Source organism: Comamonas sp. BIGb0124, from assembly GCF_003752175.1.
Taxonomy (GTDB): Bacteria; Pseudomonadota; Gammaproteobacteria; order Burkholderiales; family Burkholderiaceae_C; genus Comamonas_F.
The window spans coordinates 902608-921659 of the sequence record NZ_RJVF01000009.1 but is presented as its reverse complement, the minus strand read 5'-3'; the positions used below and the strand labels follow the sequence as shown (position 1 = coordinate 921659).

At 67.1% G+C, this 19052-nt stretch carries 17 protein-coding genes; 5 read left to right on the top strand and 12 right to left on the bottom strand.

The window, feature by feature from the left end; all coding sequences use genetic code 11:
* Positions 1-167: 167 nt before the first annotated feature.
* Both EC845_RS10380 and EC845_RS10375 read right to left on the bottom strand, forming a co-directional pair.
* A complete protein-coding gene (locus EC845_RS10380) occupies positions 168-587 on the bottom strand; it encodes a GNAT family acetyltransferase (protein ID WP_123298086.1) in 420 nt (139 codons plus the stop codon).
* Positions 588-658: 71 nt separating this feature from the next.
* The gene (locus EC845_RS10375; protein WP_123297841.1) at positions 659-3532 is read right to left on the bottom strand and encodes a DUF349 domain-containing protein; all 2874 of its coding nucleotides are present in this window, start codon (positions 3530-3532) and stop codon (positions 659-661) included.
* 420 nt (positions 3533-3952) lie between these two features.
* On the opposite strand from EC845_RS10375, the gene EC845_RS10370 reads away from it, so the two are divergent.
* On the top strand, positions 3953-4465 hold the full coding sequence (locus EC845_RS10370) for a BON domain-containing protein (RefSeq protein ID WP_158615668.1): 513 nt from the start codon (positions 3953-3955) through the stop codon (positions 4463-4465).
* A gap of 180 nt (positions 4466-4645) precedes the next feature.
* Here the strand turns inward: EC845_RS10370 and EC845_RS10365 are convergent, their stop codons facing one another.
* Both EC845_RS10365 and clpB read right to left on the bottom strand, forming a co-directional pair.
* A complete protein-coding gene (locus EC845_RS10365) occupies positions 4646-5023 on the bottom strand; it encodes a hypothetical protein (protein ID WP_148077280.1) in 378 nt (125 codons plus the stop codon).
* Between the two features lie 111 nt (positions 5024-5134).
* Positions 5135-7750, bottom strand: a complete 2616-nt coding sequence (clpB, locus tag EC845_RS10360) for an ATP-dependent chaperone ClpB (RefSeq protein ID WP_123297835.1) — start codon at positions 7748-7750, stop codon at positions 5135-5137.
* A 235-nt stretch (positions 7751-7985) separates the two neighbouring features.
* On the opposite strand from clpB, the gene EC845_RS10355 reads away from it, so the two are divergent.
* Positions 7986-8669: a hypothetical protein gene (locus EC845_RS10355; RefSeq protein ID WP_123297833.1), complete on the top strand. Its 684-nt coding sequence runs from the start codon at positions 7986-7988 to the stop codon at positions 8667-8669.
* 167 nt (positions 8670-8836) lie between these two features.
* Here EC845_RS10355 and EC845_RS10350 read toward each other — a convergent pair whose 3' ends face one another.
* Entirely contained in the window at positions 8837-9334 is a 498-nt protein-coding gene (locus EC845_RS10350; protein ID WP_233598009.1) for a glycine zipper 2TM domain-containing protein, read from the bottom strand.
* A gap of 263 nt (positions 9335-9597) precedes the next feature.
* Between EC845_RS10350 and EC845_RS10345 the strand changes: the two genes are divergently transcribed.
* The gene (locus EC845_RS10345) at positions 9598-10515 is read left to right on the top strand and encodes a DMT family transporter (RefSeq protein WP_158615667.1); all 918 of its coding nucleotides are present in this window, start codon (positions 9598-9600) and stop codon (positions 10513-10515) included.
* A 15-nt stretch (positions 10516-10530) separates the two neighbouring features.
* Here the strand turns inward: EC845_RS10345 and moaE are convergent, their stop codons facing one another.
* The gene (gene moaE, locus EC845_RS10340) at positions 10531-11040 is read right to left on the bottom strand and encodes a molybdopterin synthase catalytic subunit MoaE (RefSeq protein WP_123297827.1); all 510 of its coding nucleotides are present in this window, start codon (positions 11038-11040) and stop codon (positions 10531-10533) included.
* 111 nt (positions 11041-11151) lie between these two features.
* Here moaE and EC845_RS10335 point away from each other — a divergent pair, with 111 nt between their 5' ends.
* Positions 11152-12141, top strand: a complete 990-nt coding sequence (locus EC845_RS10335; protein WP_123298084.1) for a type II asparaginase — start codon at positions 11152-11154, stop codon at positions 12139-12141.
* A gap of 115 nt (positions 12142-12256) precedes the next feature.
* Here EC845_RS10335 and moaD read toward each other — a convergent pair whose 3' ends face one another.
* From moaD to EC845_RS10305, 6 genes are read right to left on the bottom strand one after another with little or no spacing between them, the layout of a single operon-like run.
* A complete protein-coding gene (gene moaD / locus EC845_RS10330; protein ID WP_123298082.1) occupies positions 12257-12508 on the bottom strand; it encodes a molybdopterin converting factor subunit 1 in 252 nt (83 codons plus the stop codon).
* A gap of 27 nt (positions 12509-12535) precedes the next feature.
* Positions 12536-13849 (bottom strand): gephyrin-like molybdotransferase Glp, encoded by a 1314-nt coding sequence (gene glp / locus EC845_RS10325; RefSeq protein ID WP_123297825.1) that lies wholly within the window; start codon positions 13847-13849, stop codon positions 12536-12538.
* 22 nt (positions 13850-13871) lie between these two features.
* Complete coding sequence (gene mobB, locus EC845_RS10320) at positions 13872-14414, bottom strand: molybdopterin-guanine dinucleotide biosynthesis protein B (protein ID WP_123297823.1); 543 nt, start codon at positions 14412-14414, stop codon at positions 13872-13874.
* Between the two features lie 21 nt (positions 14415-14435).
* Positions 14436-15854, bottom strand: coding sequence for a threonine synthase (thrC, locus tag EC845_RS10315; protein ID WP_123297820.1), 1419 nt, complete (start codon positions 15852-15854; stop codon positions 14436-14438).
* A complete protein-coding gene (locus tag EC845_RS10310; RefSeq protein WP_123297818.1) occupies positions 15851-17173 on the bottom strand; it encodes a homoserine dehydrogenase in 1323 nt (440 codons plus the stop codon). The genes thrC and EC845_RS10310 overlap by 4 nt, the downstream gene beginning before the upstream one ends.
* 39 nt (positions 17174-17212) lie before the next feature.
* Positions 17213-18448 carry a pyridoxal phosphate-dependent aminotransferase gene (locus EC845_RS10305; RefSeq protein ID WP_123297816.1) on the bottom strand — a complete coding sequence of 412 codons (1236 nt, stop codon included), beginning with the start codon at positions 18446-18448 and terminating at the stop codon, positions 17213-17215.
* A 197-nt stretch (positions 18449-18645) separates the two neighbouring features.
* On the opposite strand from EC845_RS10305, the gene EC845_RS10300 reads away from it, so the two are divergent.
* Positions 18646-19035, top strand: coding sequence for an Mth938-like domain-containing protein (locus EC845_RS10300; protein ID WP_123297813.1), 390 nt, complete (start codon positions 18646-18648; stop codon positions 19033-19035).
* The last annotated feature ends 17 nt before the right edge of the window (positions 19036-19052 follow it).

The following is a 19052-nucleotide window of genomic DNA, read 5'->3' as shown; positions in this document are numbered from 1 at the left end:
TCGGTGCGATAGACACCGACTGAAACGTGCGGCGTCGCGGCCTTCTTGGGGCCCCGGCGCCGTTTTTGCGTTCGGCACCAGCGCGCCATGCCCTGCACCGTGCAGCAGACGGCAAACCGGACGGGCAAGCCTCGAGCGGCCCCGCCGAGCCTGCGCAAGGCCCGGACTCAATCGTCGGGGATCAGTCTTTTGCCCAGGCTCACGGCCGCATCGGCGCCGTAGCCGAGCCGTGCATAGAACGCCAGCACCTCGGTGTTCTCGCTGCGAACCTGCAGATTGACCTTGGGGCACCCCAAGTCCAGCAGCAGTCGCTCGACTTCGCCGACCAGCGTCTGGCCGATCCGAAGACGCCGGTGCCCGGCCGAGACGGACAGGTAGTTCATCCAGCCCCGATGGCCGTCGTAGCCGGCCATGACGCTGGCACAGATCACGCCTTCGCACTCACCCACCAGAAACAGCTCGCGCTGCACCGTCAGCTTGCGCGCAATGTCCTTGTACGGATCGTTCCAGGGGCGCAGCAGACCACATTCGCGCCACAGCGCGACCACGGCCTCGCGATCCTGTTCACGGTACGGCCGAATCGCCAGACCCTGCAATCCGCGCCTGGCGGCGACCGGGGGGACTGGCGACCCGCCCTGCTCCGCCGGGCGATGCGCACTCACTTGCGCAGCAGGGCCTTGAGCACGGCCTGCAGGCGGCGTGCCTGGCCTTCGTCGTGAGGCGCGGCAAGGACCCGGCCCACATCCTGCGTCCAGGTCTGGCTGGGCGACGGATCGTTGCGGCGGGTCAGCAGTTGAAGCTGCAGCGCACGGCGTGCGTCGAGCTGAGCGGCCGGTGTCGGCACCTCGGCTGCCATCTCCAGGCGCAGCAGGGCTTCGCCGGCTTGTTCGGGCTGGCCATTGCCGGTGGAAACGGCCTGCTGCCATTGACCGCGCGTCGAGGCGTTGACACGCGAGCCGAACTGCTGCGCGGAAGGCAGTTGTTCGACGTCACGCGCCGACCAGGCCGACAGCAGTTGCGTCAGCACTTCGCCATGGGCCTGGGCCGCCAGCTTGCGCAGAGCCTGCTGGGCGTGCTCGACGGCATCCCGGCTGGCCTGGAAAGCCGCGCTGGACAAGCGGGGGCCCCGCGGTGCGTCGCCATAACGGCTGCCCCGGTCGTCGCCGCGTCCCGGACGCGCATCGTCGCGGCGCGGGCCACGGCCTGCGCCGTCACGGCTGTCACCTCGGCCACCCGGGCCACGGCGGTCGTCGCGGCCGCCCCGTGCGGGTCCGGCCGAGACGGGTTCTCCCTTGCGGGTGCCGGGACGGTCGTCACCCCGCACAGCCACGACGGGCTTGCGCGGAGCCGGGGCAGGCGCTGCTGCCGCAGCGGGAGCATCGCCTTCTTCGCCGGCGCTGGCTTCGTCGGTGGCTGCAGCGGTTGCGTCTTCGGATGCCGCCGTTGCTGGTGCGGATGCGGATGCGGATGCGGATGCCGAGGGCGTTTCGGCCCGGGGGGCCGGCTGAGCCAGCGTCGCGGCCTCGAGCTCGGCAATGGCGGCATGGATGCGCTGTGCATCGCCGCTCGCATTGGCCGCCTCCAGCGCCTTGGCCGCCTCGAGAACCCGGCGGTCGACTTCACTCACGGAGGAAGCCGCTTTTTCGCGCTCGGCAGACTTGCGGTTGAAAGCCTCGTCGATGGGCTTGCGGAACGCATCCCACAGACGCTGCTCCTGGCGGCGGTCGAGGGGCACACGTTGCGCCTCGGCCTGCCAGCGCTGCTGGAGAACCTTGACCGCGTCGACACGGAAAGCCGGCGTCTGGCCGATTTCGGTGGCTTCTGCGATCAAGGCCTTGCGGGCGTCGACGCTGCTCTTCTGAGCGGCTTCGAGCGGCGCGTGGGCAGCCGAAATGGCCGTCTTCCACAGCGGCTGCAGTTGTTCGAACAGCTTTTCGCTGAGGTGGCCGGCCTGGCGCCAGCGGTCGCTGAAGACCTGCAGTTGACGGTTGACGGCCTTCCAGTCGCTGGTCTGCGCGTGTTCGGCGGTCCAGGACTTGACTTCCTCGATCAGCGCCAGGCGATGCGACTTGAGGGCTTCGGTTTCGGCCTTGGACTTTTCGAGCCAGGCCTCGACGACCTTGTGCGCCTCGTTGCAGGCTTCGTCGAAACGACGCCACAGGGCATGGTTGGCCGGGCCGCCCTGGTCCACCTGCTTCCATTCCTCGCGCAGCTTGCGCAGGGCATCCTGCATCTTGCGGCCCTGCAGGCGCGGCGTGCGGCCCCGAACGGGCGCATCGGTGGCTTCCGGCTCGGCCTTGGCCACGGCCGGCTCTTCAGCGGCGGCACCGGCTGCCGCTTCGGCAGAAGGCTCCTCGGCCACGGCGTCGGTCGACGGCTCGGCAGCCGAAACGTCGGCTGCATCGGCAGCGGATTCGGTCACGGGCGCAGCGGCTGCGTCTGCAACGGGAGCCGATGCAGCAGGCTGGGGCTCGAACAGGGCTTCGGCGCGCTGCACGAGTTCTTCGCGCAGTTGGTCGGCCCGCCAGCGCTGCCAGTCCTCGAGCTGTCCTGCCGCGGCCAGGGCGGCATGCGCCGTGGCCTCGGCGGTCTTGCCGATCTGGTGGCCGAATTCCTTGAGTGCCAGACGCAGGTCGGCTGCGGCCTTGGGCGTGGCCTTGCCTTGGCCTTCGGCGACGGCTTGCTGCACCTTGGCGGCTGCATCGTTGACGGCACGATCCGCGACCACGCGCGCACCCGGGTCGACCAGCTTCTCGGGCCGGTTGCCGCGAGCGGGCTTGGGCGAGGACTCTGCCGCCACGGCCTGCGCCGCGACCGGTTCGCCACGGCCTGCACGCAGTTCATCGGCCCAGACGGGCACCGGCGGCAGTTCGGCGGCGGCGTCTTCCGCAGCCAGCACGGCTTGCGCCAGGGCCGACACGAAAGCTTCCCACACGGCCACGAGCTGCTGGCGCGAACCGTCGAGCTGGGTCGGGAAACGTGCATCGACATTGCCCCACTGCGCATCGGTGGCCAGGGCGTCGGCCTGCGCCTGCCACTGCGACACGTCGGTGGACAGCGCGTCTTGCACGGCCTGTGCTTCGCGCCAGGGCTTGGTCGAGAGAATCTCGATGCGCTGGGCCAGCAGGACGGCGGCTTCCCGGTGGATCTGCGCGCGAGTCTGCAGGTCCTCGATGGTCTTGATGCGTTCGGACAGGCTGTTGCGCAGGCTGGCCAGCGGCTCGCGTGACAGCGGTGCGCCGGCCTTGGCGGCATCGCGCTGCCAGGCCATCGCATCGGCGATGTTGAGGCGCTCGGCGGCCAGCAGGCCCTGGGCCTTGGCGGCCCATTCCTCGGCGATCAGTTCCTGGTTGCGAATGCGCTTGATTTCATCAAGCTTCTCGCGCAGCGGCTTGGCCGCCCCCTTGTCCTTGACGCTGAGCTCTTTGTAGACATCCTGCATTTGATCTGCGCTGGGCTGCGTAGCCAGCCAGTCGCGGACGCGGGCGGCTCGTTCGCCGGACGTCGGCGCAGTGAAGGCACCTCCCGTCATGGCGTCGAGCGTCGGAATATCGGATGCGGATTTGGCGGGCGACTGTGGCACGGCGTTGATGACCTAAACAGGAAAATTGGTTGGAGACAAACCGCTATTGTCGCCGCATTGCGCTCCGCTCTGCCAAGCGGGGGGAGCAGGCGCCTGCAAACACACGCACAAGCATGCACCGCGGGCCTGCCGGACACGACAAAAACGCCGTGATTTCAACACGGGCCCGGGTCTTGCGGCAAGAGGACTTTCGACATCGACTTGTCCTACATGGCCTAACCCACAAGGTCCGACAACGGGTTCGCCGCCAGCCCCCTACAGTGATCCTATGCCATGCAGAGACATGGCGCGCTGGTCCGCCGGATAGTCACCCTGCCAGACGGACGGCATCCACAGGCTGTTCCATCCATTGCACAAAGGAGCTACGTCATGAACACTCGCCTTCGCACCTATTCCCGAGCCCCCTTGACCGCGCTGTCCGCCCTGGCGCTTGCGCTGGCGCTGTCGGCTTGCGGCCGGGAAGAATCCCAGACGCCGACTGCCGCTCCCACCCCGGCGCCGACCGCAGCGGAAACCGTGCCCGCGCCCGCCACCGGCGCCAACGATCCGGCCAGCAACAACAGCGTGACGCCGGGTGCGAGCACCGCCCAAGGCTCGATGGGCCAGGCCGCGGATGCCACACGCGATGCCGCGGGTTCGGCCGCCAGCAGCGCCGCCGTGGCGCTCGACGACACCGGCATCACCGCCAAAGTGAAGACCGAGCTGGCCAAGGACAGCGAACTGAGCGCCCTGGCGATCTCCGTCGAGACCAACGGCGGACAGGTCACCCTGACCGGCCCCGCGCCCAGCGCCCAGGCCAAGGAACGCGCCGAAGGACTTGCCAAGGCGGTCGAAGGCGTGAAGGGCGTGACCAACAAGCTCGAGGTCAAGGCCGCAGGCTGATCGACCGCCCTGGCCTCTCGCCAGGGCCCTCTGCAAAAAAAAGCCCCTGCGGTACACATGTCCGCAGGGGCTTTTCGTTGCCTGGGATCGACCGGGGAAAACCAGGGCCGTCTCAACGCAGGGCGATCGAAAAAATCGGCCGATGCCGGATCGTGAAACCCGGCCCGGAGATCGCGCACGTCACTTGGGATCGACGTCCGTGACATCCTTCGCTCGTTTGTCACGCCAGTCGCCCGACGCCGACAGACGGCCGCCGTCGTCGCCGCCGGTCGGTGTGTGTGCCGCTTCACCGTTGGCTTGGCCCGGGCCGCGCGCGCCCCGCGCGAACGGATCGCCCGCGCGGTAGAACCGGTTCCATCCGGCGCGCGGATCGACCTTGAAAACCCAGGCCTGCACCGGGCGGCCCGTCAGTTTGGCCCACATCAAGCGGACCCACCACACCACGGCCAGGACGGCCGCCGCACACAGCAGGCTCAAGGCAAACACCAGCCCGATTGCCAGCAACACGATACGGACGGTGACGCGCAACAGCAGGGACAAAAAATCGTTCAAGGCCATTCCTTTGGAAAGCAGACAGGCAGCGGACACGAGGGGCCGCTGCCTTGGGGGCTATCCTAAAGGATGGGGTGCACCGCCGCCTGTTTCAAGAGGCGATGCACCCGACGGATCTCAATCCGTCACGGGCTGGCCGTCGGCGGCGAAGTGGAACTCGCCGGGCGCCTGCACCGGATCGACGCTGACCCCGATGGTGCTCTTGGGCGGGAAACGCCCTTCCAGCAGCAGGCGCGAGAGCGGATTCTCGATGCGCTGCTGGATGGCCCGCTTGAGCGGACGCGCACCGAACAGCGGATCGAAACCGACCTTGGCCAGCTCTTCCAGCGCGGCCGGCGTCACGTCCAGCGTGAGATCCATCTTCGCCAGCCGTTGGGTCAGGCCGTCGAGCTGGATGCCTGCGATCGAAGCGATGTGCCTGGCGTCGAGTCCATGGAAGACCACGGTCTCGTCGATGCGGTTGAGGAACTCGGGCCGGAAATGCCCTTTCAGCTCTTCCCACACGGCATCCCGGATCTCCTGCTGGTCACGGCCGGCCAGCATCTGGATGATGGGCGAACCGATGTTGCTGGTCATGACGATCACGGTGTTCTTGAAGTCGACCGTACGGCCCTGGCCGTCGGTCAGGCGGCCGTCGTCGAGCACCTGCAGCAGGATGTTGAACACGTCCGGATGGGCTTTTTCCACCTCGTCGAGCAGCACCACACTGTAGGGTTTGCGGCGCACGGCCTCGGTCAGATAACCGCCTTCGTCGTAACCCACGTAGCCCGGAGGCGCGCCCACCAGGCGGCTCACCGAGTGTTTCTCCATGAATTCACTCATGTCGATGCGGATCAGGTGGTCGGTGCTGTCGAACAGGAAATCGGCCAGCGCCTTGCACAGCTCGGTCTTGCCCACGCCGGTGGGGCCCAGGAACAGGAACGAGCCATAGGGACGGTTCGGATCCGACAGACCCGCACGCGAGCGCCGGATGGCATTGGAGACGGCGACGATGGCCTCGTCCTGGCCGACCACGCGCTCATGCAGCTTGGCCTCCATGGTGAGCAGCTTGTCGCGCTCGCCCTGCAGCATGCGGGACACGGGAATGCCCGTGGAGCGGGCCACCACTTCGGCGATTTCCTCGGCCCCCACCTCGGTACGCAACAGGCGGTTGCCCTGACCCTGGCCATCGCCGCGGGCCTCGGTCGCCTGGGCTTCCTTGAGTTTTTTCTCGAACTCGGGAAGCCTGCCGTACTGCAGCTCGGCGACCCGGTTGAAATCGCCCTTGCGTGTCGACTCCTCGATCTGGAACCGCAACCTGTCGATCTCTTCCTTGATGTGGGCGGAGCCCTGGGCTGCGGCTTTTTCAGATTTCCAGATTTCCTCGAGGTCGGAGTATTCCTTCTGGACCTTCTCGATCTCCTGCTCCAGCAGTTCGGCACGCTTGATCGAGGCCTCGTCGGTCTCTTTCTTCATCGCCTCGCGCTCGATCTTGAGCTGGATGAGCCGGCGGTCGAGCCGGTCCATCGCCTCGGGCTTGGAGTCGATTTCGATCTTGATCTTGGCGGCTGCCTCGTCGATCAGGTCGATGGCCTTGTCCGGCAGGAAACGATCGGTGATGTAGCGGTTGGAGAGCTCGGCCGCCGCCACGATGGCCGCGTCGGTGATCTCCACGCCGTGGTGGACTTCGTACTTCTCCTGCAGTCCGCGCAGGATGGCGATGGTGTCTTCGACGCTGGGCTCGCCCACGAGGATCTTCTGGAAACGGCGTTCGAGCGCGGCGTCCTTCTCGATGTACTTGCGGTACTCGTCGAGCGTGGTGGCCCCCACGCAGTGCAGTTCACCGCGGGCCAGGGCCGGCTTGAGCATGTTGCCGGCATCCATGGCGCCGTCGGCCTTGCCTGCGCCGACCATGGTGTGGATCTCGTCGATGAACACGATGGAGCGGCCTTCGTCCTTGCTCAGTTCGTTGAGGACGGATTTCAGGCGCTCCTCGAACTCGCCACGGTACTTGGCACCGGCCAGCAAGGCGGCCAGGTCGAGCGACAGCACCCGCTTGCCCTTGAGCGAGTCGGGGACCTCGCCTGCGATGATGCGCTGGGCCAGGCCTTCGACGATGGCGGTCTTGCCCACGCCCGGCTCGCCGATGAGCACGGGGTTGTTCTTGCTGCGGCGCTGCAGCACCTGGATCGCGCGGCGGATTTCCTCGTCGCGGCCGATCACCGGATCGAGCTTGCCCAGCCGGGCCCGCTCGGTGAGATCGAGGGTGTATTTCTTGAGCGCTTCGCGCTGGCTCTCGGCATCGGCCGAATCGACGTTCTGGCCGCCACGCACGGCCTCGATGGCCGCTTCGAGCGACTTTCTGGCCAGGCCGCCCTCTTGCGCCAGCCGGCCCGCGTCGCCCTTGGCATCGGCCAGGGCCAGCAGGAACAGCTCGCTGGCGATGAAATGATCGCCGCGCTTGAGCGCTTCCTTTTCGGTCGCCTGCAGCAGGCGGATCAGTTCGGGGCCGGGCTGGACCTGGTCATGGCCCTGCACCTTGGGCAGACGCTGGATGGCGGCCTCTGCGGCCGTCTGCAGGCCGCCGACGTTGACGCCGGCGCGCTGCAGCAGCGACTTCGGTCCATCGGCCTGCTTGAGCAGGGCCGAGACCAGATGGGCCGGCTCGATATAGGCGTTGTCCGCCCCCAGCGCCAGTGACTGGGCGTCGCCGAGCGCTTCCTGGAATTTGGTGGTGAGTTTGTCAAAACGCATGGATGAATCCCTTTCAGACGGATGCCTCTTCGAGCTGCTGCTCCGGCATTCCACTGTGAGAACATGTGCGCCTGCCGGCGCCGTTTTCAAGAGTGTCCCATTCTGGGCAAGGGGGCCATCCATCGGCCCCCACTTCGTGAACGAATCTGCCGGCCGGACAGGCCGCACCGAAAAATGTGACAATCGACGGATTCATCGCAAACGAAGAATTTTCCCCAACACGGAGACCGCCATCATGACTGGCATGCACACGCCGCGCACCTCGCGCGGCTTTTTGTTTTACGCCTGCTGGGCGATCCTGCTCGCACTGCTGGCGGGCTACTGGATCTCCCCCCTGCTGCCGGTTTCGGCAGGCTGGGAAAACGGCGTCATCGAGAACACGCAGGTCGCGGTCTGCCTGTTCGGACTGGTCTGCGCCATTCACTATGCGCGCCGCGACCGATCGCTGCCGGACGGCTGGTTCTGGCTCATCATCATCCCGTTCTGGGCGGCCTTTGCCGCACGCGAACTCAGTTGGGGCGCCACCCTGTTCGCACCGCTCGAATTCTCGGAACTCACCGGGCCGGGCTTTTCATCGCGCAGCCTGCCCTATCGCCCCCTGATCACCCCCGTGCTGGCGCTGGTGCTGCTCGGCTGCCTGTATCTGGCCTGGCGCCACCGGCTGGACCGGTTCCTGGCGCAGTTGGTCCAGGTCCGGCAGTTTCCGTTGGCCGAGGCCGCATTGTTTGTGCTTTGCATGATGACCAGCGCCGTCGCCGAAGGCCACATGGGGCTGTTGCATCTGAGTTCGCTCGATCACCTGCATGCCCAGGTCTACGAGGAGTGGGCCGAGTGCCTGGGCTACGCGACGCTCTGGCTGGCCCAGTTGCGCATCCACAGGGCCCTGCCGGCCATGGCTGCCGCGCCCCGCGCGCGCTGACGCCCCCATCGGGCTCTGGCTCGGGCTCACTGGGCCCGGCGGCCCCCCCAGTGCCGCCCGGTCGCCGGACACAAAAAAGCCCTGAGCCGCAAGGCCAGGGCTTTTTTTGGGTCGTAGCCGGGGCGAAGGCGGGTGCAGGCCGGCTCGGACCGGCCTGCACCCCGGTCTCAGTGCGCCACCCGGCTGGTGCCGTTGACCGTGAGAACACGCACACGATCGCCGACCCGGAAGGTCTCGCCTTCGTTGACCTGCTGCACGTAGGCGCGCGTATTGCCGTGCGAATCGAGGATGGTGATCTCCACACCCTGGGTGCGGGTCAGGCCTTCTTCGGTGGCCGAACCCAGCAGGCCGCCGCCGAGGGCACCGATGATGGCTGCCACCGCAGCGCCTCGGCCACCGCCGATGCCGCTGCCGGCCACGCCGCCGATGGCCGCGCCGCCCAATGTTCCGATGTTGCTTTTGGTGCCCTCGATGCGCACCGGGCGCAACTCGGTGATCACCCCGGTCTGCACGCTCTGGACGGTGCGTGCTTCGGAGCGGGAATAGGTGTCGCCGGTCAGGCTGGAGGCGCAACCGGCCAGCGTCAGCGTCGCGGCAGACATGCAGACGACCAGCAAGGTCGACAGGTGCGGCGGACGCCGCATGAGCAGAGTGGAGGGTCGCATCGATAGCTCCTGGTGTTGTGCTTTACATACAGTCACCCGATCAGACTGCAGCAGACCGCCAGAAGTTCAACCGTTTGCAACACGGCATTGCGACGGCCTTGGCCGGGGTGACAAAGCGCGGACAGCCTGCCGCAGGCCGGTCGGCGCCAGCCTCATTCTAGGGCGCACCTGCCGGCCAGCCGGAAAGCACTGCACCAAATTGCGGCGAAACGGGGGAGGACCGGATGGCGACCGGTGCCGGGACGTGGTCCAATAGCGCCCGCATGTCTTCCGTCACCCCCTTGTCTGCCGCCTGGCCCGCTACGGCCAATGGGCGCGCCATCGTGTTCATGGTGGCAGCCATGGCGTGTTTCATCTGCAACGACACCCTGGTCAAGTACCTCGGCACCGCGCTGCCGGTGGCGCAGATCCTCGTGCTGCGCAGCCTGCTCGTCATGGTGGTGCTGCTGGCCGCGACCCGCCCCTGGATCGCGCACGGAGACACCCCTGCCGTGCGCTGGTCGATGCTGGGCAGCCGGTGGGTGGTGCTGCGCGCCCTGTGCGATGCGGCCGGCACGTTCATGTACCTGACCGCGCTGGTCAATCTGCCCATTGCGAACGCATCGGCGATCGGCATGTCGCTGCCGCTGATGCTGGTGGTGCTGGCCGCCCTGTTCCTGGGCGAGCGTGTCGGCCTGGTGCGTTCGCTGGTGGCCGGCCTGGGTTTCCTGGGGGTGCTGCTGGTCATCCAGCCGCGAATCGACGGTTTTAATGCCTTTGCGCTGCTGTGCCTGACCGGTGTGGTTTTTCATGCCATGCGCGATCTCATCACACGCCAGTTGCCGCGGCGGATTCCCTCGGTGCTGATCAGCCTGTCGTCGGCCCTGGGCATTGCGCTCGTCGGCGGCCTGTTCAGCCTGCAGCAGGGATGGCTGGCGCCCAACGGCGGCCAGGTCGCCATGCTGGTGGCCTCGTCGCTGCTGATGGCGGCAGCCTATCAACTCATCATCACCAGCCTGCGCACGGGCGAACTGTCGGTCATCGCACCGTTCCGCTACAGCACCCTGCTGTTCGCCCTGATCATCGGCTGGCTGCTGTGGGACGATGTTCCCAACCCTCTGGCCTGGCTGGGGATCGCGCTGATCACCGGATCGGGCCTGCTGATGCTCAGGCTGCAGTCCGTTCCCGCCCCCCGCAGCTGATCGCGCCGGCCCGAATCACGCCTGCCACTTGCGCACGGCCCTGTCGTCGCTCTCCCGGGCATCGACCCAGCGCTCGCCTTCGGGTGTGGACTCCTTCTTCCAGAACGGGGCTTCGGTCTTGAGGTAGTCCATGATGAATTCGCAGGCATCGAAAGCCGCACCGCGGTGTTCTGCCGTGACGGCAACCAGCACGATCTGCTCCTGAGGCTGGAGCAACCCCACCCGATGGATCACCCGAGCCGCGCGGATCCCGAAGCGTTGCCGGGCCTCGTCCACCCGGCCGGCGATCAGCGACTCGGTCATGCCGGGATAGTGCTCCAGTTCCATGCTGCGGATGTCGCTGCCTTCGCTGCGGTCGCGCACGGTCCCGACAAAACTGACGACAGCCCCCACGCCGCCATCTCCGGCCCGAAGGCTCCGCACCTCCTCGCCCAGGTCGAAATCCCGCTGCTGGATGTCGATGCGGACAACGATGCGGGGAGCCAGGGAGGGGTCGGCGGGGCGGTCTGTGCGGGAAGCGTTCATACACCGATTTTGGCACTGCGGCAGACCGATGAACCGCAGCCGGCCCGTGCACCATGGAGAATGAGCACCTGTCCGCGTCGCCGACGCCCCTTCCAGATCGCCCAGACCGTCATGCCCGCTCCTACCGCTGCCTCAGCACTGCCCCACGTCGTCATCCTTGCCACCGGCGGCACCATTGCCGGCAGTTCGGACAGCAACACCGACACCACGGACTACCTGCCCGGCGCCATCGGCGTGGCCGACCTGATCGCCGCGGTTCCGGAAATCACCCAGGTCGCCCAGGTCAGCGGGCATCAGGTGGCCAACGTCGCCAGTTCGGACGTGGATCAGCAAGTGCTGTTGACGCTCAGCCGCCGGATCACCGCCACGCTGGCCGATCCGCAGGTGCACGGCGTGGTCGTCACGCACGGCACCGACATGCTGGCCGAATCCGCCTTCTTCATCGACCTGACCGTGCGCAGCACGAAACCCGTGGTTTTTGTCGGTGCGATGCGGCCGGCCACCGCCATCAGCGCCGACGGCCCCATGAACCTGCTCAACGCCGTCACGCTGGCGGCCAGCGCGCAGTCCGCAGGGCGTGGCACGCTCGTTGCGCTCAACGACCGCATCGGCTCGGCTTACTACACGCTGAAGACACACGCCACCAGCCTCGACACCTTCGGGGCCGACGAGCAGGGTTACCTGGGCTTGATGGTGGCAGGCAAGCCCCACTTCTATTTCGAGCCCGCGCTGCCGACCGGCCGCCCGTCCTTCGACATCGCCGGACTCGACAGGCTGCCACGCGTCGACGTGCTGTATGCCCACCAGGATCAGGGGCCCGAGCTGCTGGACGCGGCCGTGGCCGGCGGCGCCCGGGGCGTGGTGATCGCGGGGTCGGGCAACGGCACGCTGACCGAATCCCTCAAGCAGCGGGTGCAGGAGCTCGATGCCCGTGGGTTTCCGGTGGTGCGGTCTTCGCGCACCCACAACGGTTACGTCACCCCCAAGGCCGAGGGCATCGCCTCGGGCATTCACAGCCCGTCCAAGGCCCGCTGGGTGCTGGCACTGGCCTTGGCGAGGAACGAGCCCCTGGCGCAGATCCGGGCGCATTTCGGCGCCTGATCGGCCACCGGGACCTCAGGACCTCAGGACCTCGGGACGGCGGGGCCGGGCCTGGCCGCCGGCAAGTGCGGACGCCGAGGCAGGGAGTGCGGGAAAAGCCCCCGCAATCCGGGGATCAACCGCCCGTCACGGGCGGGAAAAACGCCAGCTCGGCGCCGTCGCGCAGAGGGGCCGACTCGTCGCACAGGGTCTGATCCAGCGCCAGGCGAACCGCACGCCCGCGCGACAGCGTCTGGGCATAGGCGCCGCCACGCGCCAGCAGCTCGTCACGCACCTCGGCCACGGTGCGGGCCTGGGTTTGAAGCGTCTCTTCGCCGTGGCCCAGGGCCTCGCGGATCGACGCGAAGAATCGGAGTTGCAAGGTCATGTTCGCCATGGTGTCATCTCGTCGTGGTCAATCCAGAAAGGCCGAGAACGGCAGGAAACGAACGACATCGCCGGGCGCGATGGTCTGGCCCGCCGGATTGTCGACCAGACCATCGGCCCAGGCCACCGAAGTCAGGACACCCGAGCCTTGATGTGCATGCCGCTCCAGCGCGCCCGACGCATCGAGCCGCACCCGCAGAAATTCGCGCCGCTTGGGATCGGGCGCATCCCAGGTGAAACGAGCCGTCGCCGGCAGCGCCTGCACAACGATGTCGCGCCGGCCCTGGAGGCGCAGCAGAAAGGGGCGCAACAGCACCAGGCCGGTGACATAACTCGACACCGGATTGCCCGGAAGGCCGATGAAATGGGCGGCATCGTCCAGCCCCGCAGCCGAGGCATCGCGGCGCACGCGACCGTAGGCAAAGGGTTTGCCGGGCTTGATGGCGACCTGCCACAGCTCCAGGCTGCCCAACGCCTGCACGGCCGGCTTGACGTGGTCTTCCTCGCCCACCGAAACCCCGCCGCTGGTCACGATCACATCGTGGTCGCGGGCGGCCTTCGCCAGGGTCTGCCGTGTGGCCTCGAGTCGATCGGGCACGATGCCCAGGTCGGTGACCTCGCAGCCCAGCCGCTGCAGCAAGGCGCGCAGGAAAAACCGGTTGGAGTTGAAGACGCCGCCGCGCGGCAGGTCGGCCGGCGCCACTTCACCGGGCATGGCCAGCTCGTCGCCCGTGGACAGCAGGGCCACGCGGGGCTTGCGGCAGACGGTCAGGCGGGCCGCCCCGATGCTGGCAGCCAACCCCAGATGAGCGGCCGACAGCCGTTGACCGGCCTCCAGCACCGCCTGTCCACGGGCCACGTCTTCGCCCGCACGCCGGATGTTCTGGCCGGCCCGCGGCTCGGCCGTGAAACGCACGCGCCCGTCGGCATCGACGACGCTGTCCTCCTGGATCACCACGGCATCCGCTCCGGGCGGCACCGGCGCACCGGTGAAGATTCTGGCGACCGTTCCAGACGCCAGCGGCGCATCGCCGGCTGCACCTGCCGCCACGCGCTGCGAGACCTCGAACGAGGCCTCGGCTCCTGCGTGGAGCAGATCGGACAGGCGCACCGCGTATCCGTCCATCGCGCTGTTGTCGAAACCCGGCACTTCGAGCTCGGCGATCAAGTCCTGTGCCAGCACACGGCCGTCGGCATCCCAGGTCGCCACGGTTTCGCAAGCCAGCGGCGTGGCCGCAGCGGCTCTGTCGAGCAGATTGGAGAGCGCCTCGTCCAGCGGCATGAGCGGCTTGCGGGGAGGCGCCGGCGACGGGGCCGTGCGTGCGGTATCGGGTGTGTTCATGGAAGGGGCAACTCACTCTCTGTCAAAGGCCGGGCACCCAGTCGGCAATGGCGCCCGAACGGCCCTGCTGCAGCAGCCAGAGGGCGATGTCGTCGACCCGGTCCAGATCGAGACGGTGCACACCCGCATGCGGCCATTGTGGCAATTCGGCGCCGGCGGGCACGGCGACGGCGCACACGGCGGCATCCTCGAGATAACGCACCGGTTTGCCGACCTCCGGCCGCCAGACCTCCAGCTTGGGCAAATCGCCATGCTTGAAGCCCTCGACCAGCACCCAGTCGACGCTGCGGTCGAGCCGCTCGACGAGCGCACGGCAATCGGGCTCGTGCGGCTGCTCGTATTCACGCATCAGGGCCAAGCGGGTGTCGGATGCCACCAGGACCTCGAGAGCCCCCGCCTTGCGATGGCGCCAGCTGTCCTTGCCCGGCCGGTCGACCTCGAAGGCATGGTGCGCATGCTTGACCACCGAGACCCGCTGCCCCTGGGCACGCAGGGCCGGTATCAGCCGCTCCAGCAGCGTGGTCTTGCCTGCACCGGAGTACCCGGCGATGCCCAGCACCTTCATGGCGTGCTTGCGCTTTCTTCGTCAGTCCCGGGCATGCGCCACGATGTAGTCCTTGACCTGCTGCACATCGGCCGGCAGCACGGTCACCCGCTTGGGCAGCGCTTCGATGCCTTCGAACTTCGCCGGCCGCTCGGGCTGACGGCCCAGGGCTTCCTCGATCGTGGCGGCGAACTTGATGGGCAAGGCCGTCTCCAGCACGATCATGGTCACGTCGCCTTCACGACGCTCGCGTGCCACCTTCAGGCCGTCGGCGGTGTGGGTGTCGATGGTCACGCCGAAACGCGCATCGGTGTCGCGGATGGTGGCCAGGCGGTCGGCATGGGTGCTCTTGCCGCTCTGGAAACCGAACTTCGCAGAGGCATCCCTGAACACCGCTTCGCCGCTGATGTCGAACTGGCCGTCGGCGCTCAGCGCTTCCTTGAAGAGCGACTGCACCCGTACGCCGTCGCGTCCCAGCAAGTCGAACACGAACCGCTCGAAGTTGCTGGCCTTGGAGATGTCCATCGAGGGGCTGGAGGTCTCGTGGGTGTCGGCGCCCGCGCGCACACGGTAGATGCCGGTGCGGAAAAACTCGTCGAGCACGTCGTTCTCGTTGGTCGCGACCACCAGATGGGCGATCGGCAGTCCCATCATGCGCGCCACGTGGCCTGCGCAGATATTGCCGAAGTTGCCCGAAGGCACGGTGAAGCTCACGCGCTGCTCGTTCGATTGCGTGGCCTGCAGGTAACCGGCGAAGTAATAGACCACCTGTGCCAGCAGGCGGGCCCAGTTGATGCTGTTGACGGTGCCGATCTTGTAGCGCCGCTTGAAATCGAGGTCGTTGGAGACGGCCTTGACGATGTCCTGGCAGTCGTCGAAAACGCCTTCGATCGCCAGGTTGTGGATGTTGGCTTCCTGAAGGCTGAACATCTGGGCCTGCTGGAAGGGGCTCATGCGGCCATGCGGGCTGGTCATGAACACCCTGACGCCCTGCTTGCCCTTCATGGCGTACTCGGCCGCGCTGCCGGTGTCGCCAGAGGTCGCGCCCAGGATGTTGAGCTGTTCGCCGCGGCGGCCCAGTTCGTATTCGAACAGGTTGCCCAGCAGTTGCATGGCCATGTCCTTGAAGGCCAGCGTCGGGCCGTTGGACAGGGCCTCCAGGTACAGACCGTCCTCGAGCCCGCGCAGCGGCACGATGGCTTCGGTGCCGAAGACCTCGGCCGTATAGGTCTTGCGCACCAGCGCCTGGAGGTCGGCGGCGGGAATGTCGTCGATGTAGAGCGACAGGATCTCGAAGGCCAGTTCGGCATAGCCCAGTCCGCGCCAGCGGGTCAGGGTGGCGGCATCGACCTGCGGGTAGGCCTCGGGCAGGTAGAGGCCGCCGTCCGGCGCCAGGCCTTCGAGCAGGATTTCGCAGAAACTGCGCGGCGTGGCGTCGCCCCGGGTGGAGATGTACTTCATGCCAGTTCCTCCTTGCGGATGCGGGTGATCGGCGCCTTGACTGCAGGCAGCGCCTGAATGCGGGCCAGGACCTCGTTCATGGTGCCTTCGCGCGTTTCGTGCGTCAGGATGATGAGGTCGGTCTGGTTCTCGCCCTCGCCGCTGACCTGGTCGGCCTCGCGCTGGATCACGGCATCGATGCTGATGCTGGCCTCGGCCAGCAGGCGGGTGACCGTGGCCAGCACGCCGGTCTCGTCGGCCACGCGCAGGCGCAGGTAATAGCTCGTCACGACCTGGGCCATGGGCAGCACCACCTCGTCGCCCAGCGCATGCTGCTGGAAGGCCAGGTAAGGCACGCGCTGGCTGGCGTCGGCTCCGGCCAGACGGGCGATGTCGACCAGATCGGCGATGACGGCGCTGGCGGTGGGCTCGCTGCCGGCGCCCTTGCCGTAGTACAGCGTGGTGCCCACTGCATCGCCCTGCACCACCACGGCATTCATCGCGCCTTCGACATTGGCGATCAGCCGCTTGGCGGGAATGAGCGCGGGGTGCACACGCAGCTCGATGCCTTCGGGCGTGCGTTTGCTGATGCCCAGCAGCTTGATGCGGTAGCCCAGCATCTCGGCGTAGCGGATGTCCTGGGCGGCGAGCTGGGTGATGCCCTCGACGTAGGCACGGTCGAACTGCACGGGCACGCCGAAGGCCATGGCGCTCATCAGCGTGGCCTTGTGTGCGGCATCGATGCCCTCGATGTCGAATGTCGGGTCGGCTTCGGCGTAACCCAGTGCCTGGGCCTGCTTGAGCACGGTGTCGAAGTCCAGCCCCTTGTCGCGCATCTCGGAGAGGATGAAGTTGGTCGTGCCGTTGATGATGCCGGCCAGCCACTGGATACGATTGGCGGTCAGCCCTTCGCGCAGCGACTTGATGATGGGGATGCCGCCGGCCACGGCCGCCTCGAACGCCACCATCACGCCGCGGGCCTGGGCCGCCGCGAAGATCTCCGTGCCGTGCACGGCCAGCAGCGCCTTGTTGGCCGTGACCACGTGCTTGCCGGCCGCAATCGCTTCGAGCACCAGTTCGCGGGCCAGGTCGTAGCCGCCGATCAGTTCGACGACGATCTCGATCTCGGGGTCGCGGATGATGTCGCGCGGATCGGCCACCACACGGGCGGCATCGCCCACGATGGCGCGGGCCTTTTCCAGATCGCGGCGCGAGACGGCGCTGATCTCGATGCCCCGGCCGGCGCGGCGCGTGATTTCTTCCTGGTTGCGGCGCAACACCTCGAACACGCCACTGCCGACGGTGCCGATGCCCAGCAGACCCACTTTGACTGGCTTCATACTCACTCTACTCTCAACGAAATCAAGGAAAAAACGACCTCAGGCCGGCTTGCGCGGATGGCGGGCCCGGTAACCTTCGAGGAACTTCGCAATGCGCCCGATGGCTTCGCGCAGGTCGGGCTCGTGCGGCAGGAAAACGATGCGGAAATGGTCGGGGTGCGGCCAGTTGAAGCCCGTGCCCTGGACCAGCATGACCCGCGTGGCCTCGAGCAGTTGCAGGAAGAACTGCCGGTCGTCCTTGATCGGATAGACCTCGGGGTCGAGGCGCGGGAACATGTAGAGCGCGGCCTCGGGCTTGACGCAGGTCACGCCGGGGATGGCGGTGATCAGTTCGTAGGCCAGATCGCGCTGGCGGCGCAGCCTGCCGCCGTCGCAGACCAGGTCGTTGATGCTCTGGTAGCCGCCCAGTGCGGTCTGGATGGCCCATTGCCCCGGCACGTTGGCGCACAGCTTCATGTTGGCCAGCATGTTCAGGCCTTCGATGTAGTCGGCTGCGCTGGCCTTGTCGCCCGAAACCACCAGCCAGCCGGCCCGGTAGCCACAGGCCCGGTAGCTCTTGGACAGGGAGTTGAAGGTCAGCGTGAGCACATCGGTCGACAGGCTGCCCAGCGCGGTGTGATGGACGCCGTCGTACAGCACCTTGTCGTAGACCTCGTCGGCCAGGATGACCAGGCCGTGCTCGCGGGCGATGGCCACGATCTCGTGCAGCACTTCGTCGGGGTAGAGCACGCCGGTGGGGTTGTTCGGGTTGATGACCACGATGCCCTTGGTGCGGGGCGTGATCTTGGCCCGGATGTCGTCGAGGTCGGGAATCCAGCCTTTTTCCTCGTCGCACATGTAGTGCACGGGCGTGCCGCCGGACAGGCTGGTCACGGCCGTCCACAGCGGATAGTCGGGGGCCGGCAGCAGCAGTTCGTCACCATCGTCGAGCAGCGCGTTGGTGGCCATCGCGATGAGTTCGGAGGCGCCATTGCCCAGATAGATGTCCTCGAGCGTCACGCCGGCGATGCCTTGCTCCTGCGTGTAGTGCATCACCGCCTTGCGCGCCGCGAAGATGCCCTTGCTGTCGGAGTAGCCCGCCGAGTTCGGCAGGTTGCGGATCATGTCCTGCTGTACTTCCTCGGGCGCATCGAAACCGAACACGGCCAGATTGCCGATGTTGAGCTTGATGATCTTCTGGCCCTCGTCCTCCATCTGCTTTGCGCGGTCCATGATGGGACCGCGGATGTCGTAGAGGACATGCGCGAGCTTGCTCGATTTGTGGATGGTCTTCATGGATGGCAGGCGCTGCGGGGGCGCCCCTTTCTGCGATTCTTGTGGCTCCGGCCTTGTTGTCTTTCACGGCGCTGCGCAGTCTCCGAAGCGCCCGGTCGACGGAAAACCTACAATTGAACCACAATCCCGGCCCGTGCCATCGCCTTGGGCCACGTGTCCCTGCGTGGACGCGCCTTCGATACAACATCCGAGCGCCCATGAAACTCCAGCCCGACAAATTCGATGTGCAAAGCGTCAACGCCTACGGCGAGGGCTGGCTGGCCCTCAACGGCGAACGCATCGAGCACAGCGTGGTATTCGGCTCGCACGGCGAGCGGTTTGCCTGGGACTGCCGCACGGTGGCGGACCTGACGCCCCAGCATTTCGAGGAGATCGTCCGGATCAAGCCCGAACTCGTCATCCTGGGCAGTGGACCCACCCTGCGTTTCCCGCCCGTGGCCGTGCTGCGCCCGCTGATTGCCGCGGGCATCGGGGTCGAGACCATGGACAGCGCGGCCGCCTGCCGCACCTACAACATCCTGGCGGGCGAGGCACGCCATGTGATCGGCGCCATTCTCGTCGCGCCGGCGGCCGTGGATCCGGCCTGAAGGCTTTCTGGCCCGCC